Here is a 22213-nt window from a genome sequence, read left to right as displayed (position 1 = left end):
AATAATGAAAAAGAAAAAAACAGACTTCGAATCCCGGTTCTGGTCCGGCACGCGGAAACATTCCGCCGTAGGATTGCTGGAGGTATTTTTTCAGTTCAACAACCTGGCGGAAGTCAAAGAAATGCTCAGCACAATGATGCACTCTTCGGTACAGAAGAAAGCCAGGATTACAAAAAATCCTGCCGAAGTCTTTCAGCTTTACCTCTCGTTGCGGTCTTTGGTTCGTGCCTCTTTTCTGATCTCGGAAAAAGCAAAGAAAGAAATATTTAAAGTTCGTAATAAAAACCATTCTCAAAACCCGACTTCCCTTTCAAAAGAAGAATGCCAAAATCCGGTGCAGATATTCCGGAATGTTTTTGCCATCTGCAGCCTGCAGGATTTTGATGCGTTTCTGTCGGCGATGGTGTATTTCTCGCTGGGAAATTCCAAATGTGACGAGGAAAAGAAAATCATCATTCCGTATCTCCAGCTCACAAAAATGCTGGATGCCGCCTGGCTCATCGTGGAAAGGACTTCAACGGAAAGTAACTGGACTTTGTAATACATGAGTATAATTCTCTAAAGGAAATTTGCGGAAGATTTTTTATTCATAGAATCCCAAGCTCAATTTTCTTATTTCTCTAATACTACGTCGAGATCCCTACGGGATGACAAAGGTGTTGATACTTTTTCCGGCTTTTAAAATCGGAGATGATGAAGATTTTTTGTTGGTTCGCCCTTAAAAATGACATAGGAAGCTGTAGCGTTAAGAAAATTAAAATGTAGTCCGTTAAAAAATTCCTGCTGTTTGAGTGCGACATCCATATTGATATGAATGGCAAAATGTTAATTCGCGCGAGTTTCAGGAATTTTAGGACTACATTTTAATTTTTAGCAGAAGATTCCAAGTCTTGAATTTTTCGTTCTTTTGTTTCAAGACAAAAGAACATAAAAGAATATTACCTTAAATTTGTACTACTTTGAATTCTCAACTATGAATACCAAACAGGAAAAACTGGAAGCTTTCGGGAGATTATTGGATATTATGGACGATCTGCGCGAAAAATGTCCGTGGGATCAGAAACAGACCCTGGAATCGCTTCGGCATTTGACGCTGGAAGAAACCTACGAGCTTTCGGACGCAATTTTGCAGAATGATTTGCAGGAAATCAAAAAAGAGCTGGGCGATGTATTGCTGCATCTGGTTTTTTATGCAAAGATCGGCTCGGAGAAAGAAAGTTTCGATATTGCGGATGTGATCAATTCATTGAATGAAAAGCTGATTTTCCGCCATCCTCATATTTACGGGGATACCGAAGTCAAAGATGAAGAAGAGGTAAAGCAGAACTGGGAAAAGCTCAAGCTAAAAGAAGGCAACAAATCCATTCTGGGCGGCGTTCCGAAGAGTCTGCCGAGCATGGTAAAAGCATACAGAATTCAGGACAAAGTGAAAGGAATCGGCTTTGAATTTCACGATGCCGAAGACGCGTGGAAAAAAGTGGATGAAGAAATCCGGGAGTTTCATGCGGAAACAGATTTGGGTAAAAAAGAGCAGGAGCTGGGCGATGTGTTTTTCTCGCTGATCAATTATGCAAGGATTGTAGGCATCAATCCGGATTCTGCACTGGAAAGAACCAACATAAAATTCATTTCAAGATTTCAGAAAATGGAACATTTAGCTTTAGAAAAAAACCTGAAGCTTGCCGATCTGTCGCTGGAAGAAATGGATGTTCTTTGGGAAGAAGCAAAACTGTTGCAGTAAATGAAAGTACATAACCCGGTACATCACCGTTTTCAGTATTTACTGGAATTTAAACAGACCGAAAGAAAATGGCATTTTCCTTTTCTCGCGGCGTTGTGCATCGGAAGCTGTCTTTTCATCGGGTATTTTTCCGGAAAGCCGAATTATGGGGCACTTTCCAGTTTGGGAGCGCTTACGATTTTATATTTCACTTCGGCTCCGATTACGCAGAGAATGATCCATCTCGCCGTCTGCGCTTTCGGAATTGTCTTTTCATTTTCGGTAAGCTCATTCTTCGGGTTTAATGCCTATGCAGCAGCTGTGTCATTGGGAGTGATTGCTTTTCTGGCTCATTTTATTTCTTCGTACTATAAAATTCCGCCGCCGGGAAATTTTTTCTTCATCATGGTTGCGGCAATGGCGAGTACTTATCCGTTTGATCCGGAATTGATTCCGGCGCGTGTCGGATTGGTTGCGATGGGAGCGATCTTATCCTGTTCGCTTGCTTTCCTGTATTCGGTTTTTATTGAAAAAAGCACAGTGGTTACAGTACCGAGAAGGAGCTTAAAAAAAAGAAGATACACCAAATTTGTGGAAAGTACCATCATCGGTTTCTTCATGGCGCTTACTTTAATTATCGGGTATCTTTTACATTTTAACAATACTTACTGGATTTCTATTGCCGCGGTTGCGATCATTCAGGGCAGAAATTTTGAGCATGTAAGACAAAGAAATATGCACAGGATTTTAGGAACCTTTATCGGAATCGGATTTGCGTGGATTATTCTTTTATTTAACCCGGAAAAGATTGTGATGATCGTTATTATTACAGTGTTACAGTTTATTATTGAATTGTTTGTGGTCCGGAATTATGGACTGGCCGTAATTTTCATCACGCCGTTAACCATTCTCCTTACCGAGACAGCGAGTGAAGTTCATCATAATGTGGAAATCCTTATGCAGGCAAGGCTTTTAGACACCATTATCGGAAGCCTTATTGGTCTTGCGGCCGGATTTTTTCTTCACCATCAGCAGATTATTAATAACTTAGAGAAAAATATCAGGTTCTCTTATTTTCAGTTTAAAAAATTAAAAAAATAACTATGTTGCGCGTTCTTGTTTTATCAGCATTTCTTGTATTGAGCTGTAATCCCAAAGCTCAGGATTCCCCAAAATCCGGAGAGGAAGTTACTGTTGAATTTTCTTTGCCTAAAAAGCTCAAGGAAGTTTCCGGTATAGCACTGTCAAAAGACAAAAAAACGATCTGGGCGATTGAAGACCAGGGCAATAAAAACGTGATTTACGGACTTGACAGAGTGGGAAATCAGATCGCAGATGTTCTGGTAGAAAATGCAGAAAACCACGACTGGGAAGATATCACGGCAGATAATCAGGGAAATATCTATATCGGTGATTTTGGAAATAATGACAACGACAGGCGCAATTTATCCATCTTAAAAGTTGATCTGAAAGATGCTTCCCAAAAATCCACCAACGTTACCCAGACTACAACATTCCACTACGAAGGACAGACGGAATTTCCGCCAAAAAAATCTCACTGGCTCTACGACTGTGAAGCTTTCGTAGAAAAAGACGGCTACTTTTACCTCTTCACCAAAAACAGAAGCAAGGGTTTCGACGGGACTTTTCTTGTTTTTCAGGTTCCTAATAAAGCCGGTGATTTTGAAGCGAAACTTCTAGCGAAATTAAAGCTGCAGGGTGGATACAGCGATGCGGCCATTACTTCAGCGGCTCTTAACAGCAGAAACCAGGTTGTACTGCTTACTCACAAAAATGTTTATGTTCTTTCATCTCTTTTTGACAAAAATTTTGAAAAAGTTATTCTAAAAACTCCGTTAAACCACAATTCCCAAAAAGAAGCAGTTGTATATCTTGATGATAGAACGGTGCTCATTGCCGATGAAAAAGATGGAAAAGAAGGAGGGAATGTGTATAAATTCAGCCTATAATAATGTGATACCGACGTCAAAAACTGCATTTCGAGTGTTTTTTTTTAACTATAAAAGACTTCGGCAAGCTCAGTCTGACAAGGCTATAAAAACAGTTGGTATTAGGAATGTCATGCTGAGCCTGTCGAAGCATCTTCTCAAAAGTATATTTTAATTGCTTCAGGTAGGTTAAGATAAAGCAAAACCGCAGAAATCTCTGCGGTTTTTATGAGTCAAATTTTTAATATTTTTAAAACACCAATCCTACACCTCCTGAAATTCGTCCGCCGTCTTTACCGATGAAATAATCGATGCGTGCGGAGAACATTTCCAGAATATTCAGCCAGTATCCTGCTCCTACGCCCTGATGCCATTTGTCCGATGATTCGCGGTCCATCCAGACTCTTCCGAGATCATAACCTATCAAAACTCCCATATTGGCCGGTACGATATTATTTTTAACACGCCCGAAATCCCATCGCACTTCGGCATTATTCACGAAATACGATTTTCCTGCAAACCGTTCATTTCTGTAAGCACGCATGGCATTATTTCCGCCAATTGCCGCCGCCTGATAAAATTCAAAATTATTATTGTTGATGATCATCGCATTCGTGGAATTGGCAAATACGAAACGTCCTCTTTTATCAATTCTGTGGAATACGTTCAGCGTTCCCTGGAACGTTGCAAAATTTTGGTTAAATTCTGAGATATTGGCTTTCCAGCCTCCGTTTAAAATAAACTCCATTCCCAAAGTCGGAAAGGCGTTATTATCTACATTTTTAAAACTAAAGGTATAATTCGCCCCGGCAAACTGCTGCCCATCGAAAACTTCAGGATTTACATCTGGAGAAACCGCTACAAAACGATCGTCCGTCCGCTGTACTTTAGCATGCTCAAAACTCAGCTGGAATTGGTTTTTAATACCGTTCCAACCTGTTTTGGATAAAGATGGCGCAAATTTAAACTGCGAAATTCTTACCCGGTTGTAGTTTCTATCTACTGCATCCTTGTCATATTCCGTTTCATTGCCGAGACCAAAGAATGTCCTTGCAAAAAAAGGTGTCGTGTATAATGCATCAATTCCGGCATCCCACTTTCCGATCACTTTTTTGAAAACGCCTCGATACCCGAGATTAAATCCTCCAGTAGCCGTGTAAACATTGGCTCTCAGGCTGTGCTTCTGGGTAAAAGGAGTCCGTTTAAAATTATTGACCGTATAGTTGGCTACAAATCCTAAAATAACCCCATCGTCAGGATTGAAATTGGCATTCGGATAACCCGCCACGAAATTGTATTTCGGATGTTTGTAATTGTAGGTATTAATATCGTAATCGTCTGAAATATTTTTTGAAGCACCGTTTGTATTGTAGGTATTGTTTTGTGATTTAAAATCATAAATTTTCACCTTCTTCCCGTTGGCTACATTATAAGTATCGTGATTATACCCTCCGATCAGCCTGATGTTCATCTTCGGTCTTCCGTCTCCGGAAACTTCGTAAATATCATCATCTTCCAGTCCGTAAATCCATAATTCTTTAGTTTTGGAATCATCATAGGTCTTTTCAAAAACCAGTTCAGGATTTTCCTTCTTTTTATCTAATTTATATTGTTTAACATTAACCGAATTTCCTGTTTTAGTAATAACGAATTTATCAGGATTCACGGTTCCTGCCAATGGAACTTTTTTCTGTAGTACATCGTAATATTGTGAGGCGTATGTTTCCAGTTTTGTTTTTCTTAATTTCAGCTTTCTTTGTATATCTGCAATGGTTTCGTCCTGTACTTCTTTCGGAAGATTACTGAATGCATTGTCGATGTCCTGATCGGTAAGATGATCCTGAATGTATTTTGCCTGCTCCATCCACTGTTCTTCGGTCGCTCCTTTCAGGAAAACAAGATCAAGGGGATAAGGTTCCATGGAAAGCCATTTCACACTTTTGATATCATCTTTAAAGGTTTTCATGTGGCGGATTGCCGGAATATTCATAATAATTTTGAAAGCATTTCCGTCATACTTGCTGAACGCCTGATCTCTGTCGCGCGGAATGGGTTTATAAAGTATTTTGTCACCTTGCTGATATTCAGCCCATTTCCATTGGTCGGAATGCCTGTCCCAGTCACCGATCAGCATATCAAAAAGCCTGGCTCTGATATACAGTTCCTGATCTACCGAATATTTGTAGTTTTTGTTAAAATTTTTCAGGACATCATCCGTCGAAACAATATCTTTAGCATTGTTAAGAGAAGCAAGGGTTTTAGGATCTGAAGAAAACCGTTCTTCAACCATGTACATTTCATCGCCGTAATTGTTATTATATTCGCCTAATGCTTTTTGTTTAGGGATATAGAATAACCTGGGATTGCTGTGGTACAGATCAATCTTATCCGCCATATTTCCTACCGCAAATGGCGTGAACGGATGATTGGTTGTATAAAAATCCAGAAGAAACCTGTCCGGAAAAGTATTATTCAGCTCATTTCCGAAAGTGCTTTTCCTGAATGCCATGTTATTAAGAAAGCGCACGGCACTTTTTTTAACCCCTCTCATCACGAATTCCTGGCCGTCCTGCGCTCTCAAACGCAGGCTGTTCGACTGGTTTCCGCCGCCTTCTCTGAAAGGTGTATAGCCGCCATCAAGCGTAGCAATATTGGCAGTAGGAGCTTCAACAGGCATTCTGTAATATTTTCGGTAATGTTCACCCCAAAGCCATCTGTAAAATTTTCTTTTTTCCGTTAATTTTTTGGGATAAACGGTTGAAGTTACCGTTGAAGGAAATGAATCGGGATAATTATTGACAAAATCTGCAGGTTTTTCAATGACCTGTATATGAGAAAGTTTTTCTAGAGAATGATCTTTTGTGGAAAAATATTCAACATCAGAACTTTTATCTTTTCTGATGTTTAATACGGCAAAACCGCTTCCCCCGTAAGAAAAATCGGTTTTTTCTCTGATGGTAGCCGGATCAACTTTGGAGCCGGCACCGCTGATAATCTGCCTGATATTTCGGTGTTCGTGATACTGCAGGTTATGATCGTGCCCCGAAACAAAAATAACATTCTCTTTTTCCTGAACGATGCTTTTCAGACGATTGGCAAGATCTGCATAATGTTTATTGCTGATGTCTTCCGGACTTGCCCCTGAAGAGCTTCTCACTACATTGATAAGGCTTGCCACTCCGGGAACCGGAACTTTACTTTTTAAAGGGAAAAGATGCGATTTTGCAGAATTAAATCCTGCATGGGTACCGCTGCTGATTACCGGGTGGTGAAGCGCAACAATGATTTGTTTATCCTGGTTTTTATTAATTAAATCTTTAAACTCGGTGAAAAAGTCTTCACGGGTTTTGATGTCGCAGTTTTTGTTGATTCCCGGATGCTTGTCCCAGTTGAGCAAGGCCCATTCGGAATCGATAACAATTAATTTGATATCTTTCGTAAGGCTGATGTCGTCAATAGGGCAGGAGTTTTTGGGAAGAAAGGCTTTTTTATCGTTCAAATAATTTTTCACGAAATCTTCCTGAGCTTTTAATCCGTCCAGTCCGCTGTACCAGTCGTGGTTTCCGGGAATAACCAGTGTTTTACCTTTAAAGTTCTTTACAATGGTTAGCTGATCTTCCAGTTTCTGTTTTGCCAGCGGATAGTCTTTGTCAGATTCTTTCGGCATTCCGTGAGGATAGATATTATCACCCAGGAAAATGAGCATTGAATTGCTTCCTGCATTTTCCAGCCTGCTTTTCAGTAATTGTAAAGTTTGCTGAGACTGAGGCTCATCTGCATTTCCGGCATCTCCTACAAGAAACAGGGTAAAGTCATTTTCTGATTTTGCATCGGAATTGCTGACTTCAGATAAGTTTTTACCTTTTTTTACGTTATATGTTGCGCAGGAATATAAAACTCCGGCAGATAATACGAATCTAAGCGCAAGAGAAGTATTTTTTAGATGAGTTTTCAAGTATAAATTCATAAATTTACATTAACTAAATTTCGGTGATGGACATTTTACAAAAAGCCAAAGATTATGTTGAAGCCTTATTCAAAGATAAGCTATCTTCGGTATATTTTTATCATAATTTTATACATACAACATTTACGGTAAATAAAGCTGAAGAGATCCTGAAAAACACGCCTGTTTCTGAAAAAGATCAGGAAAAGGTATTGCTTGCACTTTGGTTTCATGATACAGGATACATAGAATGTGCCAAAGAGCATGAAGAAAAAGGAGCAGAGATTGCAAAAGGCTTTCTTCGCAGGGAAAACTATCCCGAAAACGATATCGATGAGATTACTAAATTAATTTTAGCGACAAAGATTACGTATGCCCCTCAAAATCTTCTGGAAAAAATTGTAAAGGATGCAGACTGCAGCCATTTCGCAAGCCACGATTATAATGATATTTCCGATGCACTGCGGAAGGAGTGGGAGCTTACCAATGTAAGGTGTTTCTCTAATGATGAATGGAATGCGGGTAATCTTGATATGCTCAAAAACAAGCATCAGTTTTATACCGATTATGCCAAAAGCGCATGGCAGCCGCTGAAAGAGAAAAATATCAAAAAAATCGAAAAAAAATTAGAAAAAGAGGAAGGTAAAAAAGACAGCTCCGAAAATAAAAAGGATAAGGATAAAGAAAAAGAGCCGAAATCTGACAGAAGCGTTGATACATTATTCAGGGTTACGCTGAGCAATCACACGAGATTAAGCGATATTGCCGACAGCAAGGCCAATATTCTTCTTTCCGTAAATGCGATTATTATTTCAGTTTGTCTTTCAGTATTGGTTCCGAAGCTGGATACCCCGAAAAATTCACATTTGATTATTCCGAGCTTTATTTTGCTTTTATCTTCTGTGTTAACGATTATTTTTGCCATCCTATCAACAAAGCCGAATGTTACAAAGGCTAAATTCAGCGCGCAGGATGTAGCCGACAGAAAAGTAAACCTGCTTTTTTTCGGGAATTTTAACAGAATGCTGTTTGATGATTACCAAAGCGCGATGAATATTCTCATCAAAGACCGGGATTATATTTATGATTCTATGGTAAAGGATCTGTATTATCTGGGAAAAGTGCTGGACAGAAAGTACAGGCTTTTATCCATTACGTACCAGATTTTTATGGCAGGAATTGTGATCTCCGTTTTATCTTTCGGGTATGCTTTTTTAAGCCTTTAAAAATTTCAACTTTTTAATACATAAAACTCATCCAGTGCGGATGAGTTTTTTTTAGGGTTAAGCAATGGAAACTCTCAGAGCAAGAAGTCCTGTGATTCCCTGAAGATCTTCCACGCGGAGAAGTTCGACATCATTTTTCAGAACAGCTTTTTTCTGTAGTCTATTAACATAATCCAGATATTCTCTCTGGTTTTCCATACCGAAGTACACGATCGTAATTTTGCCGGGGCATGTTATTCTTTCGGTTGAATTTTTTACATGCGCTTTGTCTAAACGTTTTTTGATAATTTCATAATAGGAATTATACGCTCCGTCTACATCAAATTTTTTTTCATCCATCCTGAAGCGGATGTCAATTTTTTCATTATACACGAATATCAAAGAAGCGATATCCAGGCAGATAGGAAGATTTTTTTTGAAATTTCTGAATTCCTGTTCCATATTGCAAATCGTCTTCAGTTGCCAGTATCTCAATTTATGAACTATTTTTGAATGGTAATGCAGGTCGGGAGCGATATTCTGGCCAATGTAGAGAGTGTGTTCGACACCATCTGATTTGAACCTTTCATAATAATGAGGAAAGATCTGCTGGGCTTCTATCTGGGCTTCATCCAGTACATCCGCTAATTTTCTGTTCACCAAAGTAATCGAATCATCAAGTCTTTTTCTGTTGTTATAGAAAAGATCGCTCTGACTGGATACCTGGGCAAAATAGTCTTTAATTTTTGCTTTAACCTCACTGGAAGATTTAATCTCAAGTTTAGCCTGAAGATAAGGATGAATTTCGTCCCTTAATAATCTCTGGAAACGTTGTTCGCTGTCCGCTTTAATTTCATTATTTAATTCATTTTCAAAAATTTCCAGTGCCAGCAAATACTTTTCAGACTCCGAATTGGTTAATGAAAAAATTTCATAAAGGCAATCCATCTGCTGGTTCAGGTCTTCCAGCATTAGATTAAAACGTTTTTCGGATGATGAACGGATATCGGAAAACCCAAAAAGCGGAGTCAGGTTTTTAAATGAGATCTGCTTTAAGGTATATATTTTCTTTGCTAATGATGCATTGAAATATTTCTCGGCTTCATTTCTGAATTTCCATACTACACTGTCGTGAATAGAGGTATATTCTCGCTGGATAATGGCTTCAATCTGGTAGTTTTTCTCAAAGCTGAATCTGTTCAGCGAAAACAAAATCATATCTGAAAAAAACTCCATTTTTTTAAGCTTCAATCCGTTGAAGCTGTTTGCCAGTGGCGATGTGAATTCCATAATGGCCAACAATTCATTGTCTTTCACAATAGGAATTACCATAAAGCTGTTGATGTTGTTGTCTCTTAGTATTTTGAAGGATGGCAGCGATTTTACTTCATCATCAAGGTTCTCAATGTTGGAAACAACAATCGGTCTGGAATTGTGGTTTAAATTGGTAAAAGTAGTTTTCCTGGTTTCATCATCAAAAGTGTTGATCCAGAAATCCAGGATATGGTTGGTGAAAAGATTTTCATAAATCGGCAGTTTTTCCAGCCTCTGATCTTTTTTATTGAAAAGCATTAACCCGAAATTAAGCTGAGGAACATCAAAGTAGGATTTGAAAATTTCGATGAGGTTTTCATCCGGCGCAAGGTTTTCAGGATCAATACTGATCATGCTTGATTTCAGGTCAGATAATGCTACTTCAGAGGTGCAGTCAACCAAAGAAACGATGGTAAAGCCTTTCAACACCCAAGATTCTGAAGGGAAGTATCTTTTCCATAGCTTAAAATCATCAAGGTTTTCAAGCAGCATGTCTACCACTTCTTCTGAAGGAATTTTTGCATCTTCGGTAGGATATACTTCTGCAAAATCTGCGTTTACCGTAATTTTGTAATGTTTCATGATTCCCAGTCTGTTCGGGATGTCATAATAAAACGGAAGCGAACTTTTGATATCTTTTTTATAATAAGTCTGCAGAATAAGACAGCAGCAGAATACATAAAATTCGTCGTCATCAATATTCCGGAGCTCTATCTCAAAATCTTTTCCTGCGTCTTTCAGAATATTTTTAAATCTTTCGGTATAGTTAAAGGTGATGTTAGAAAGCGGTATGCTGGCTGCTTTTATTTCATTATTGGTAAGCCCGGTCGGAAACAAATCGGAAAGCAGAAGTTTGATGAGTTCTTCATGTTTTTCCAGCAGTGAAATATCCTGAAAGCCCTCTCTCAGTTCCTGAAAATTTTTAGTTTTATCCAATAACGATTTGGCATAGTTCACACGGTATTCCAGACGGTCATTGTAGCGGATATGCTCCAGCACATCCAAATACTTTTTGAAAGAAATGTAAACCTGAAATGGAGCGTCTTTTTTATAAAGATTTGCCATGAAGTAAAGGTATAAAAAAACCACAACTTTACGGTTGTGGTCTTATATTTTGTGAGGACTTTTAGAGCCCGAACTGTCTTGCGAAAAGATCAGGGAATACTCCTAAAACAATAATTGAAGCGATTACAAATACGGCAACAATATTATACGTTAAGGTTACTTTCTCTGAAGATTTGAATGTGCTTTCTTTAAAGAAGAACATAGAAATAATTAATCTCAGGTAATAGGCAATCGATAGGGCAGATCCTAATACGGCAATCAGTACAAGAAAAGTACCGTGATCAGAATTCATCGCCTGTGAGAATAATGCAAATTTACCCATGAATCCCGCTGTTAAAGGAATTCCGGCCATGGAAAGCATTGAGATCGCAGCGGCTGTAGCCAATAAAGGTTCTGTTTTTGCCAAGCCTTTGAATGCCCCGAAAGATGTTTCTCTTTTTAATTTTTCAACATAAATCAGGCACATGAAAACACCTACTGTTGATAAAGCATACGCAAATAAATAGAATGCCAAATTATAAGTGGATAGGCTTGTCATCCCAAAGAATACCAACCCGATGTAACCTGCGTGGGAAACTGATGAATAGGCAAGCATTCTTTTTGCATTGGTTTGGGCAAGACCCATAACGTTTGCCAGAAGAAGTGTAATGATCAGGAATACTCCGAACACATTAATCCATTCTTCCGTAACGCCGCCAAATCCGATGGTCATTAATCTGAACAGTGCAAAAAATCCGGAAATTTTTACCACACTTGCCATAAAAGCCGTGATCAATGAAGGCGAACCGTAATATACATCCGGACTCCACATGTGGAACGGAGCCAACGCCACTTTAAATGCCAGTGCACAAAGAATTAATAAAACTCCTAAAATGAACATCACATCTTTTGGATTTGAAACCCCGAAATCCTGGATTTTATATAAATCGAAACTTCCGGCACTTCCGTAGATAAATGCAATCCCGAACAGAAGGAAACCTGTTGCAAATGCACCCATCAGGAAATATTTAATGGAAGCTTCATTCGATCTTAAATCGGTTTTGTTTGCTCCAGCCATTACGTATAATGGAATAGAAAGAATTTCCACTCCCAGGAATAAGGTAACCAGATTCTGGAATCCGAAAAGGATAATTCCACCGCACAATGCAAAAAGCATCAGTGCATATAATTCAGACTGGTGGCTTCTGTGATTGCTGAATGCAAAACCTCCCAAAAAGAATAACAATAAGGTGGTTACGATGGATATTTTGGTAAATAATGCAGTATTGGCGGTATAGTCGTACATATGTCTGTACTGCCCAAAAAATGCTGCTTCCGGCATAAAACTTACCCATAATGCGATAATTAATCCCAAAATCCCAATGTATCTTGCGAATTTTCCCTGCTCAAAAACTCCTGAAAATAACGCAATAACTGCCGTTAGGAAAACAATAATTAAAACACTCATAATTTATTTTCGAGATTTGAAGTTTAAAGTTCAGAGTTTTGCTCTTTCACTTTATTCTTCTCCGATCTCCTAGTTTTTTAATTTTTAAATCTTTTAATTTTTTAACTGGCCATCGCCGTGTAGATAAACTTCAACGAACTATTCACCATTTCAATGATCGGTTGCGGGAAAATACCAAATACAATCACGAACACCGCTAAACTTGCCAATACCGAAAATTCTACAGCAGAAAGATCTTTTGCTGTGCTCAGAACGGCATCATCGCCGGGACCGAACATGGCCTTTCCGTAAAATCTCAATAAATATACTGCAGCAAGGATTACGGTAAGACCGGCAATTACTGCTGCCAATCCGTTGAAATCATATATTGATTTCAACAGGATAAATTCTCCGATAAATCCGTTAGTCAATGGAACGCCCATTGAACCTAATATAATAATCAGGAATAATACGGCAAACTTAGGAGCCACTTTTGCAAGCCCACCCATTTGTCTGATATCCCTTGATTTGAATCTCTTGTATAAAATATCACAACAGTAGAATAATCCAGCTACGTTGATACCGTGAGCAAAAGTTTGTACCAAAGCTCCTTCCGCACCTTCGATATTGAAAGTTCCTCTTAAAGTAATTACTGCCGAAGCGAAGATCCCTGCAACCATTAATCCAACGTGAGAGAATGAAGAATATGCGATAATCCTCTTCATATCCGTCTGAATAATGGCGATCAATGCTCCATGAACAATACCTACAATAGCAAGAATAATAACGATTTGCCCTGAAATTCCTGCAATCGGAAGCGGCGTAATCGGTAATAAATAACGCATTACCCCATAGATCGCCATTTTAAGCATAATTCCCGATAAAAGCATCGATCCCTGAGTTGGTGAATAAGTATATGTGTCAGGTTGCCATGTATGGAAAGGGAATACCGGTAATTTTACTGCAAAAGCAAAAAAGATAAACCAGAATACTACAGTCTGCTGTGTTTCATCCAGTGTAGCATTATATAAATCTGTTAACGCATATGATGGTGAATGTATACCAACATAAATCAATCCTGCCAGCATAAATAATGATCCAACGAATGTATAGACGAAGAATTTCGTAGTAAACTCAAATCTTTTATTTTCCTGACCCCAAAGTCCGGCAATAAACCAGATCGGAATCAAGGTTACTTCCCAGAAAATGTAGAACAATAATCCGTCCAGCGAAGTGAAAACTCCTATTAATCCGAACTGCATCAGCAGTATTAAACCATAGAAGGTATTTCTGTAGCTTACATTTTCGTTAAAAGAAGATAAAATAATGATGGGCGCTAAAATATTGGTCAGCAATAAAAGAAGCAGGCTCATCCCATCGATACCGAAGTGAAGAGAGCTTTTAATAAATTGTGACCAGGGATAATTGATTTCGTGCTGCAGTACGCTGTCTACCGTTGGACCGTAATTAAAATCCGCCGCAATGTAGAACGTAATAAGCATCTGTACCAATGCAATTCCCAGTGCCAAATATTTGCTTGAATTGTTTTTCCATGCAAAAACTAATCCCGAACCTACAAGAGGTAATAGTAATAATGTTAATAACAACTCAGACATTATTATTGTAATAAAAAGTTAACAATTAATATAATTCCCACCGCTAAAGACATAACCAGAATGTAATTCTCTACATTTCCGTTCTGTACCCGCTTCATGGCTTTTCCGCTGTCTTCAGCGCCATCACCCACAAAATCTACAAAACGGTCAAGAATACCATTATCAAACATCTTTCCTCCGCGTCCTAATCCTTCAACAGTTTTTACAATCAATGCATTGTAAAGTTCGTCAATATATAATTTTCTGGCAGACAGCTTTTCCCATCCTGTGTACTGCTCTTCCGGAAGAGGCTGTTTTTTCTTATTAACATAGGTATTTTTAACAAAAAACCATACACAGAAGAACATAAGAACTGTTGCTCCTAAAAGTATCATTTCAGTACCAAAAGGAACGCCGGAAAGCGTTGTTTCCATTTGGTTAAAGCTTTCCTCGGTAAGAACGGGCTTCAGCCATTCCATCAATTTTGCGTAGTGGCCGTGACCGATGAAGTGAGGAAGGTTTATTAAACCGCCAACCACAGAAAGAATAGCCAGTACGATCAATGGTAAGGTCATATTGGTCGGGCTTTCGTGAAGGTGATGCTTTTGTTCATCAGTACCTCTGAACTCGCCGTGGAAAGTGAGGTAATACAGTCTGAACATATAGGTTGCCGTAACTGCTGCCAAAATAAATAGAATCACCCAGTAAACAGGGTTTTTAGCGTAAGCAGCTACCAAAATTTCGTCTTTGGAAATCATCCCCGATAGTAAAGGGAATCCTGAAATTGCCAGTGTTCCGATAAGGAATGTAGCATGGGTAAGAGGTATGTATTTTTTCAGGCCACCCATAAAACGCATATCCTGCTCATTGCTCATGGCATGGATTACAGAACCTGCTCCTAAGAATAATAAAGCTTTAAAGAAAGCATGTGTCATTACATGGAACATTGCTGTTGTATACGCTCCTAATCCTAAAGCAATGAACATGAATCCAAGCTGTGATACGGTAGAGTAAGCCAATACTTTTTTGATATCGTTCTGACGCAATGCGTAGAATCCTGCCAACGCTGCTGTTAAAAATCCGATGAATAGAATTCCGTCCTGAACGCTTGGCGCTAATGTAAATAAGAAATTAGATCTTACTACCAAATAAATACCTGCAGTAACCATCGTTGCTGCGTGAATCAATGCTGAAACAGGAGTTGGACCCGCCATCGCATCCGGTAACCAAGTGTATAACGGAACCTGAGCAGATTTACCGGTTGCACCGATAAATAAACTTGCGGTAATGAAGATGATTACGCTCCCGTCTAATTCAAATTTTCCTGCGTTTTCTCTGATCGTAAGATAATCAACCGCATTCGTCTGTGAAGCGAGCATGAAAATACCAATCAATAAAGCAAGGTCACCGATTCTGTTCATGATAAATGCTTTTCTCGCTGCTTTACCATATTCTTCGTTGGTGTACCAGAAACCGATGAGCAAATAAGAACATAGTCCTACACCTTCCCATCCGATAAACAGGATCAGGTAGTTGCTTCCCATTACCAAAAGTAACATGGAGAAGATAAACAGATTCAGATAAGTGAAAAACTTATAGAAACCTTTATCGTGGCTCATATATCCGATAGAGTAGAGGTGAATTAAAGATCCGATTCCCGTGATGATCATCACCATCATTAAGGAAAGCTGATCAATCTGGAATCCGAAATTAATCTGAACTCCGTTTACTCTAAACCATTCAAAAGCTTTTACAATGACAGGCTGGCTTTCTGAATCGAAATTCATGAAAATACTCACTGCGATGCAGAAAGATGCAAAAACCATTGCCGTAGCCAGGCTACCGACAACAATTTTTGCCAGATTTTTCCCGAATAAACCGTTTATAAGAAAACCTAAAAGTGGTAAAAGTATTATTGCATACACTAAATTTTCCATTCTTATCCTCTTAATTTATTAAATATACTTACATCAACAGAACGGGTATTTCTATACAGCATAGCAATAATTGCCAAACCTACCGCTACTTCCGCAGCAGCCACCACCATAATGAAGAAAACTAAAAGTTGTCCGTCGCCGTTACCTTTATACGCTGAAAATGCAGCCAGTAAAAGGTTTACAGAATTGAGCATAAGCTCTACACAACCCAAAATAACAATCGCATTTTTTCTCAGCAATACGCCCAACACTCCTAAACTGAATAATACAGAAGAAAGAATGATGAAGTAATTCAGAGGGATGCTTTGTATAAATGTATTTACTTCTCCCATAATTTATAAATCTTTTTTACCGATTAATACCGCACCTACAATACCTGCCAAAATAAGGATGGATGCAAGCTCAAACGGTAAAACATATTCATTAAACAAAAGTCTTCCCAGATTTTTAGTAAGTCCGATGCTTCCATCTGCATTTTCAACTGCAATCTGGTTCTGCTGAACTCCCCGGAACACACCCAACACTCCAATTAATAAAAGACCTGCTGTAAAAACACCAACAAATTTTAAAGTATTGTTCTTCTTACTTTCGTCTTGTTTATTAAGGTTAAGCATCATCAGGATATAGAGGAATAATACCATGATCGCTCCGGCGTAAACAATAATCTGAATTATCGCAAGAAATTGTGCATTCAGAAGAATGTACATGCCCGCAATAGAAAACATCGTAACAATTAATGACAAAATAGCATATAAAGGATTTCTCGCAAATACGAAGTACACCGCACTTGCCACTGCTAAAAACGCCACCAAGAAAAATAAAAACTGATCCATTATTTTACCGCATTTTTTTGTTTCTCGGATTGTCTTTCAGTGATATCAATCCTTTCGTTTATTTTTTCAACCAATTTATCTTTTCCATAAATGAAAGAACCTCTGTTAGTTTCCACATCTACCAAACGATCTGTAAGATAGATGGCAGATTTCGGGCAGGCTTCTTCACACATCCCGCAGAAAATGCATCTCAGCATATTGATTTCATATACCGATGCATATTTTTCTTCTCTGTAAAGATGCTTTTCTTCTTTTGTTCTTTCAGCAGCAGTCATCGTAATGGCCTCTGCAGGGCATGCCACCGCACAAAGTCCGCAGGCGGTACATCTTTCTCTGCCTTCCTCGTCTCTTTTCAAAACGTGCTGACCTCTCCAGATATCAGCTCTCGGCTTCTGTACTTCCGGATAGGAATATACTGCGGGAGCACCTTTCAATACGGTTCTTACAGCATGCTTAAAAGTAATCCCCATTCCTGTAAAAATAGCAGGAAGGTAGATTTTTTCAGCAAGGGTCATTTCTTTATTGGAAACAACTTTTGATCTGTTCGTAAGTTTCATTTATTTATAGATGTTAGATGTTAGACTAATTTTGTCTGTTATCTTAATTTTATATTCCAAACCTTCAAGGTTTCAAAAACCTTGAAGGTTTAATAAGCTTAATTAATTACCAAATGCTAAAATTACAGCGCCTGTAATCAGCAGGTTTACCAATGCCATAGGAATCAAAGTTTTCCAACCTAAGTGCATTAACTGGTCGTATCTAAACCTCGGAAGTGTCCATCTGATCCACATAAAGATCAGAATTCCGATGATTGTTTTGATTAAGAATGCGACGATACTCAAAATTCCGGCTGTATTTTCACCCCAGTTCTGAGTTACCCATTCAATTCCCGGATAGTTGTACCCTCCGAAGAACAAAACAACCATAAAAGCATTGGAAATAAACATATTTACATATTCACCAAACATGTACAATCCCAATTTCATCGATGAATATTCTGTAGAATAACCTGTTACCAATTCAGATTCACACTCCGGTAAATCGAAAGGGTGCCTGTTGGTTTCTGCCAAAGCAGCCACAATAAATACTAAGAAAGCGATCGGCTGGTAGAAAATGTTCCAGTTCAGTCCGGAAACCCATGGAATAACTCCCCATAATTTTCCATTGGTCTGGCTTTCAGTAATTTCTTTTAAATCTAAACTTCCCGTCATCATAATGATGGAAAGCAAAGCCAGTCCCATTGCCAATTCGTATGAAATCATCTGGGAAGAAGCACGAATTGCTCCTAATAATGAATATTTATTATTGGAAGCCCAGCCTCCGATCATGATTCCGTAAACCCCAATGGAAGCCATCCCGATGATGAAAAGTACCCCAACATCGATGTTGGCAACCTGCAGGTCGTAAGAAGTACCTGCAATATTTAAACTTTTACCCCAGGGAATAACCGCTCCTGTGATTAATGAAATAAACATTACCAAAGCAGGCCCGAGTACAAAAAGGAATTTTTCTGCATTAGCCGGAGTAAAATCTTCTTTAAAGAAAAACTTTCCACCGTCGGCAAGCGGCTGCAATAACCCGAATGGTCCCGCTCTGTTTGGCCCGATTCTATCCTGCATAATGGCAGCAACTTTTCTTTCTGCCCAGGTAGAGTAGGCTGCAATTGTAAGGGAAAGCAGGAAAAGCGCCAGTACAAGTATCAATTTAAATGTAAGTAAATCCATTTTTTATTTTAAATGTTTGAAGATGGGAGCTGGAAGTTTATCACATCCTGTAGTATCAGCTCATCATCACATTACCAATTTATTTTATTTTTTAACGATTTTAAAATTAAAAGTAGAATATTTGCGGTTAAACCCACCATCTTCCAGCTTCCAGCTTCCAACTTTTATTTTTCGTCTTTTTCACTGATTTCTTTAGCCATCGGATTATCTAAAACTCTTAGCTCATCTTTAGGCTTTTCGTAATGATTCAATGAAATAACAGAGTGTCTGTCAATGTGTCTCGGACCTTCGATATTCCAGTCAGGAAGCTCTTTTCTTTCAAAACGGCAGGTATCACAGATAAATTCTTCAACTTCTCCCCATTGGTCTTTTCTTGCCGTAACTCTAACGATTTCATCGCCTTTCATCCAAACTACAGCTTTTCCTGAACATTTATCACAATTGCAGGTAGCATTCATTGGTTTTGTAAACCAAACCCTGCTTGCAAAACGTGCTGTCCTGTCGGTTAATGCTCCAACCGGGCAAACGTCAATTACGTTTCCGATAAAATCATTATCCAAAGCTTTATTTAAATAAGTAGAAATTTCAGCATGATCTCCTCTGAAAAGAATTCCGTGTTCTCTTTCTCCGGTTAACTGGTTTGCAGCCAGTACACATCTTGCACACAGAATACAACGGTCCATATTTAATTTGATGTTCGGACCAAGATCATCTGCATCATAGGTATTTCTTTCAAATTCAGTTCTTGTTTCGGGATTTCCGTATTCGTAACCCAGATCCTGAAGATGGCATTCGCCGGCCTGATCACAGATCGGACAATCCAGAGGGTGATTTACCAATAGAAATTCGGTAACGGCTTTTCTTCCTTCCTGAGCTTTTTCGGAAGTAAGATTTTTTACCTCCATACCATCCATCACATTGGTTCTGCAGCTTGCCACCAATTTCGGCATAGGACGCGGATCTGCTTCAGACCCTTTAGAAACTTCTACCAAACAGGTTCTGCATCTTCCTCCGCTTGTTTCCAATTTGCTGTAGTAGCACATTGCAGGAGGTACAGATTTTCCGCCGATCTGTCTTGCTGCTTCCAGGATGGAAGTTCCAGGCAACACTTCGGTAGTCTGTCCGTCTATAGTTATTTTAAATTTTTTAACCTCTTCGCTCATATTCTATGCTTTTCGCTTTTGCTGCTCGAGCAGTAAGCTTTATTAATTATACTTTTTTGTATTAAATGTATATCCAATACCCAGATCAACTTCTCCATACACAAAATCCTGTGAAGCCTTATCCGGCTTATTATTCAGAGTTGTTTTAATATCCGGCATATTAATGTAACCTAATTTACCTTCTACCTGAACGACAATGTGTCTTATGGCAACCAGGCTTACCGCTCCTCTGATGTCGGCGCCAAATCCTGCAAGATGGAATCTGTCACTTCTTTCATTTCCCATCAGCTTTACATTCGACTTTGGCAGCAGGGCACCGATTCCGGCTCCATAGCTCAGGAAAAGATCAATATTTTTTTTGTTTAAAATATTATGATACTTCTGAGCACCAATATTAATATAATTGAGACCGTCTGTGTGTTCAAATGTTAATAATCTGGCATCACTCAAATCTACTTTTCCGTTATGAACCAGTTCAGCATATTCAGGATTATTAATATATCCTTTAAAATCAACCGTCTGATTCTGATCCATCACGTATTTCATATGATCCATTCCTAATGTAATCCCCAGATTATCTTTAGGAAAATAGGTGATTCTATAGTTCACCTGCGGAACTGTGATTGAAGTAGGCTTAAAATACACTCCCCAATCAAATTTCGTCTGTCTGTCATGAGCAACAACATTATTCAGTTGGAAATCATACCCATCCCCTTTAAAATGAATGTCCGATTTCGAATATACTGAATTGTTCCAACCCCAAAACACCATTACTGATCCTTTTTTAAACGGATCAATATCCCTTTTTTGGGCATTAACACCCAAAGTTACTGCCAATCCAAGCAGTAATACACACTTTTTTATCACCCTAATTCCTCTCTCTCTCTTAAAAGCAGTTGTTAAACTGTAGGCGCCGGTATCGGATTTGCATAGTGAGCCAATCCGTAATTTTGTGTTAAACACAATTCAGGATTTTTCACGTGCCATTCAAATTCATCTCTGAAATGGCGTATTGCCGCCGCTACAGGCCACGCTGCCGCATCCCCCAATGGGCAGATTGTGTTGCCTTCTATTTTTCTCTGAATATCCCAAAGCAAGTCTATATCTTCCATCTTGCCCTGTCCATTCTCTATTTTCTTTAAAATTTTATACATCCATCCCGTACCCTCCCGGCATGGTGTACATTGTCCGCAACTTTCGTGATTGTAGAATCTCGCTAAAGTCATGGTATGTTCTACGATACACTGGTCTTCATCCAATACGATAAAACCTCCGGAACCCATCATGGTACCGGTAGCAAAACCTCCGTCTGCCAAAGATTCGTAGTTCATGTATCTTGGTTCTCCGTTTACGGTTTTTAATAATAAATTGGCTGGAACAATCGGCACTGAGCTTCCTCCCGGAATACAGGCCTTTAATTTTTTTCCGTCTTTAATTCCGCCGCAATATTCGTCTGAATAAATGAATTCTTCAACGGTGATGGTCATGTCGATTTCATACACTCCCGGTTTATTGATGTTTCCACAAGCGGAAATCAATTTTGTACCGGTAGATCTTCCAACCCCGATTTTAGCATATTCTGCACCGGTAATATCAATGATTGGAACGACTGCTGCGATAGATTCAACATTATTTACCACCGTTGGTCTTTCCCAAAGTCCTTTTACAGCCGGGAATGGTGGTTTTAGTCTTGGATTTCCTCTTTTACCTTCAAGAGATTCAAGCAATGCGGTTTCTTCACCACAGATGTATGCTCCGGCACCTCTCTGAACGTAGATTTCTAAATCGAAACCGGTTCCGAGAATATTTTTACCTAAAAAGCCGGCTGCTTTCGCTTCTTCAATCGCTTCTTCCAAGATATCGGGAATCCATGAGTATTCTCCCCTAATGTAGATATAAGAAACGTTTGACCCCAAACAATATGATGAAATCAGCATTCCTTCAATTAATAAATGAGGAAGGAATTCCATCAGGTAACGGTCTTTGAAAGTTCCCGGTTCAGATTCATCGGCATTTACCACGAGGTGTCTCGGAACACCTTCTGGTTTTGCCAAAAAGCTCCATTTCATCCCGGTCGGGAATCCTGCTCCACCACGTCCTCTCAGTCCGGAAGCTTTTACTTCTTCCAGGATTTCGTCCGGTGTCATTTTCAGGGCTTTTTCAGCTGCTCCGTACCCTCCTTGTTTGCGGTAAGTCTCGAAATAGCGTATCCCTTCTATATGTGCGTCTTTAAGTAAAAGTTTTTTACTCATTGTTATTTGCTTATTGCAATTGGCTTTTGGCTTCTTGCATTTAATTATTAAAATTTAAATTAATTTAAACCTAACATTTAAATT

Annotated in this window: 17 protein-coding genes; 5 read left to right on the top strand and 12 right to left on the bottom strand. The window is 38.9% G+C overall.

The window, feature by feature from the left end:
- Positions 1-4 precede the first annotated feature (4 nt).
- From SOP96_RS02895 to SOP96_RS02880, 4 genes are all read left to right on the top strand, one after another.
- A complete protein-coding gene (locus tag SOP96_RS02895) occupies positions 5-541 on the top strand; it encodes a hypothetical protein (protein WP_326319719.1) in 537 nt (178 codons plus the stop codon).
- 432 nt (positions 542-973) lie between these two features.
- Positions 974-1741: a nucleoside triphosphate pyrophosphohydrolase gene (mazG, locus tag SOP96_RS02890; protein WP_326319718.1), complete on the top strand. Its 768-nt coding sequence runs from the start codon at positions 974-976 to the stop codon at positions 1739-1741.
- On the top strand, positions 1742-2821 hold the full coding sequence (locus SOP96_RS02885) for an FUSC family protein (protein ID WP_326319717.1): 1080 nt from the start codon (positions 1742-1744) through the stop codon (positions 2819-2821).
- A 2-nt stretch (positions 2822-2823) separates the two neighbouring features.
- Positions 2824-3690, top strand: coding sequence for a hypothetical protein (locus tag SOP96_RS02880; protein ID WP_326319716.1), 867 nt, complete (start codon positions 2824-2826; stop codon positions 3688-3690).
- A gap of 229 nt (positions 3691-3919) precedes the next feature.
- Here the strand turns inward: SOP96_RS02880 and SOP96_RS02875 are convergent, their stop codons facing one another.
- Positions 3920-7636 (bottom strand): metallophosphoesterase, encoded by a 3717-nt coding sequence (locus SOP96_RS02875; RefSeq protein ID WP_326319715.1) that lies wholly within the window; start codon positions 7634-7636, stop codon positions 3920-3922.
- Between the two features lie 26 nt (positions 7637-7662).
- On the opposite strand from SOP96_RS02875, the gene SOP96_RS02870 reads away from it, so the two are divergent.
- Positions 7663-8841, top strand: coding sequence for a Pycsar system effector family protein (locus SOP96_RS02870; protein WP_326319714.1), 1179 nt, complete (start codon positions 7663-7665; stop codon positions 8839-8841).
- A gap of 57 nt (positions 8842-8898) precedes the next feature.
- On the opposite strand, the gene SOP96_RS02865 is transcribed toward SOP96_RS02870, so the two are convergent.
- From SOP96_RS02865 to nuoF, 11 genes are all read right to left on the bottom strand, one after another.
- Entirely contained in the window at positions 8899-11199 is a 2301-nt protein-coding gene (locus SOP96_RS02865; protein ID WP_326319713.1) for a GAF domain-containing protein, read from the bottom strand.
- Positions 11200-11260: 61 nt separating this feature from the next.
- Positions 11261-12646 (bottom strand): NADH-quinone oxidoreductase subunit N, encoded by a 1386-nt coding sequence (locus SOP96_RS02860; protein ID WP_326319712.1) that lies wholly within the window; start codon positions 12644-12646, stop codon positions 11261-11263.
- A 101-nt stretch (positions 12647-12747) separates the two neighbouring features.
- Complete coding sequence (locus SOP96_RS02855) at positions 12748-14241, bottom strand: complex I subunit 4 family protein (RefSeq protein WP_326319711.1); 1494 nt, start codon at positions 14239-14241, stop codon at positions 12748-12750.
- Positions 14242-14243: 2 nt separating this feature from the next.
- The gene (gene nuoL / locus SOP96_RS02850; RefSeq protein ID WP_326319710.1) at positions 14244-16157 is read right to left on the bottom strand and encodes an NADH-quinone oxidoreductase subunit L; all 1914 of its coding nucleotides are present in this window, start codon (positions 16155-16157) and stop codon (positions 14244-14246) included.
- 2 nt (positions 16158-16159) lie between these two features.
- Positions 16160-16489 carry an NADH-quinone oxidoreductase subunit NuoK gene (nuoK, locus tag SOP96_RS02845; RefSeq protein ID WP_029298757.1) on the bottom strand — a complete coding sequence of 110 codons (330 nt, stop codon included), beginning with the start codon at positions 16487-16489 and terminating at the stop codon, positions 16160-16162.
- 3 nt (positions 16490-16492) lie between these two features.
- The gene (locus SOP96_RS02840) at positions 16493-16990 is read right to left on the bottom strand and encodes an NADH-quinone oxidoreductase subunit J family protein (RefSeq protein ID WP_326319709.1); all 498 of its coding nucleotides are present in this window, start codon (positions 16988-16990) and stop codon (positions 16493-16495) included.
- Positions 16990-17547, bottom strand: coding sequence for a NuoI/complex I 23 kDa subunit family protein (locus SOP96_RS02835; protein WP_029298761.1), 558 nt, complete (start codon positions 17545-17547; stop codon positions 16990-16992). The genes SOP96_RS02840 and SOP96_RS02835 overlap by 1 nt, the downstream gene beginning before the upstream one ends.
- Positions 17548-17649: 102 nt before the next feature.
- Positions 17650-18714, bottom strand: a complete 1065-nt coding sequence (gene nuoH / locus SOP96_RS02830) for an NADH-quinone oxidoreductase subunit NuoH (RefSeq protein ID WP_072885486.1) — start codon at positions 18712-18714, stop codon at positions 17650-17652.
- A 164-nt stretch (positions 18715-18878) separates the two neighbouring features.
- Positions 18879-19877 carry an NADH-quinone oxidoreductase subunit G gene (locus tag SOP96_RS02825; protein ID WP_326319708.1) on the bottom strand — a complete coding sequence of 333 codons (999 nt, stop codon included), beginning with the start codon at positions 19875-19877 and terminating at the stop codon, positions 18879-18881.
- A gap of 42 nt (positions 19878-19919) precedes the next feature.
- Positions 19920-20714 (bottom strand): hypothetical protein, encoded by a 795-nt coding sequence (locus SOP96_RS02820; protein ID WP_411911975.1) that lies wholly within the window; start codon positions 20712-20714, stop codon positions 19920-19922.
- Between the two features lie 62 nt (positions 20715-20776).
- Positions 20777-22129, bottom strand: coding sequence for an NADH-quinone oxidoreductase subunit NuoF (gene nuoF, locus SOP96_RS02815; protein WP_326319706.1), 1353 nt, complete (start codon positions 22127-22129; stop codon positions 20777-20779).
- Positions 22130-22213 lie beyond the last annotated feature (84 nt).

Origin of the sequence: Chryseobacterium salviniae (assembly GCF_035819015.1) — a bacterium.
Taxonomy (GTDB): Bacteria; Bacteroidota; Bacteroidia; order Flavobacteriales; family Weeksellaceae; genus Chryseobacterium; species Chryseobacterium salviniae.
This window is presented reverse-complemented; position numbering and strand designations above follow the sequence as displayed.

What these genes read in the sequence shown, in the direction of transcription:
- SOP96_RS02895 (WP_326319719.1), top strand. Translation starts at nt 5, where the DNA reads ATGAAAAAGAAAAAAACAGACTTCGAATCCCGGTTCTGGTCCGGCACG.
- mazG (WP_326319718.1), top strand. Translation starts at nt 974, where the DNA reads ATGAATACCAAACAGGAAAAACTGGAAGCTTTCGGGAGATTATTGGAT.
- SOP96_RS02885 (WP_326319717.1), top strand. Translation starts at nt 1,742, where the DNA reads ATGAAAGTACATAACCCGGTACATCACCGTTTTCAGTATTTACTGGAA.
- SOP96_RS02880 (WP_326319716.1), top strand. Translation starts at nt 2,824, where the DNA reads ATGTTGCGCGTTCTTGTTTTATCAGCATTTCTTGTATTGAGCTGTAAT.
- SOP96_RS02875 (WP_326319715.1), bottom strand. Translation starts at nt 7,636, where the DNA reads ATGAATTTATACTTGAAAACTCATCTAAAAAATACTTCTCTTGCGCTT.
- SOP96_RS02870 (WP_326319714.1), top strand. Translation starts at nt 7,663, where the DNA reads ATGGACATTTTACAAAAAGCCAAAGATTATGTTGAAGCCTTATTCAAA.
- SOP96_RS02865 (WP_326319713.1), bottom strand. Translation starts at nt 11,199, where the DNA reads ATGGCAAATCTTTATAAAAAAGACGCTCCATTTCAGGTTTACATTTCT.
- SOP96_RS02860 (WP_326319712.1), bottom strand. Translation starts at nt 12,646, where the DNA reads ATGAGTGTTTTAATTATTGTTTTCCTAACGGCAGTTATTGCGTTATTT.
- SOP96_RS02855 (WP_326319711.1), bottom strand. Translation starts at nt 14,241, where the DNA reads ATGTCTGAGTTGTTATTAACATTATTACTATTACCTCTTGTAGGTTCG.
- nuoL (WP_326319710.1), bottom strand. Translation starts at nt 16,157, where the DNA reads ATGGAAAATTTAGTGTATGCAATAATACTTTTACCACTTTTAGGTTTT.
- nuoK (WP_029298757.1), bottom strand. Translation starts at nt 16,489, where the DNA reads ATGGGAGAAGTAAATACATTTATACAAAGCATCCCTCTGAATTACTTC.
- SOP96_RS02840 (WP_326319709.1), bottom strand. Translation starts at nt 16,990, where the DNA reads ATGGATCAGTTTTTATTTTTCTTGGTGGCGTTTTTAGCAGTGGCAAGT.
- SOP96_RS02835 (WP_029298761.1), bottom strand. Translation starts at nt 17,547, where the DNA reads ATGAAACTTACGAACAGATCAAAAGTTGTTTCCAATAAAGAAATGACC.
- nuoH (WP_072885486.1), bottom strand. Translation starts at nt 18,714, where the DNA reads ATGGATTTACTTACATTTAAATTGATACTTGTACTGGCGCTTTTCCTG.
- SOP96_RS02825 (WP_326319708.1), bottom strand. Translation starts at nt 19,877, where the DNA reads ATGAGCGAAGAGGTTAAAAAATTTAAAATAACTATAGACGGACAGACT.
- nuoF (WP_326319706.1), bottom strand. Translation starts at nt 22,129, where the DNA reads ATGAGTAAAAAACTTTTACTTAAAGACGCACATATAGAAGGGATACGC.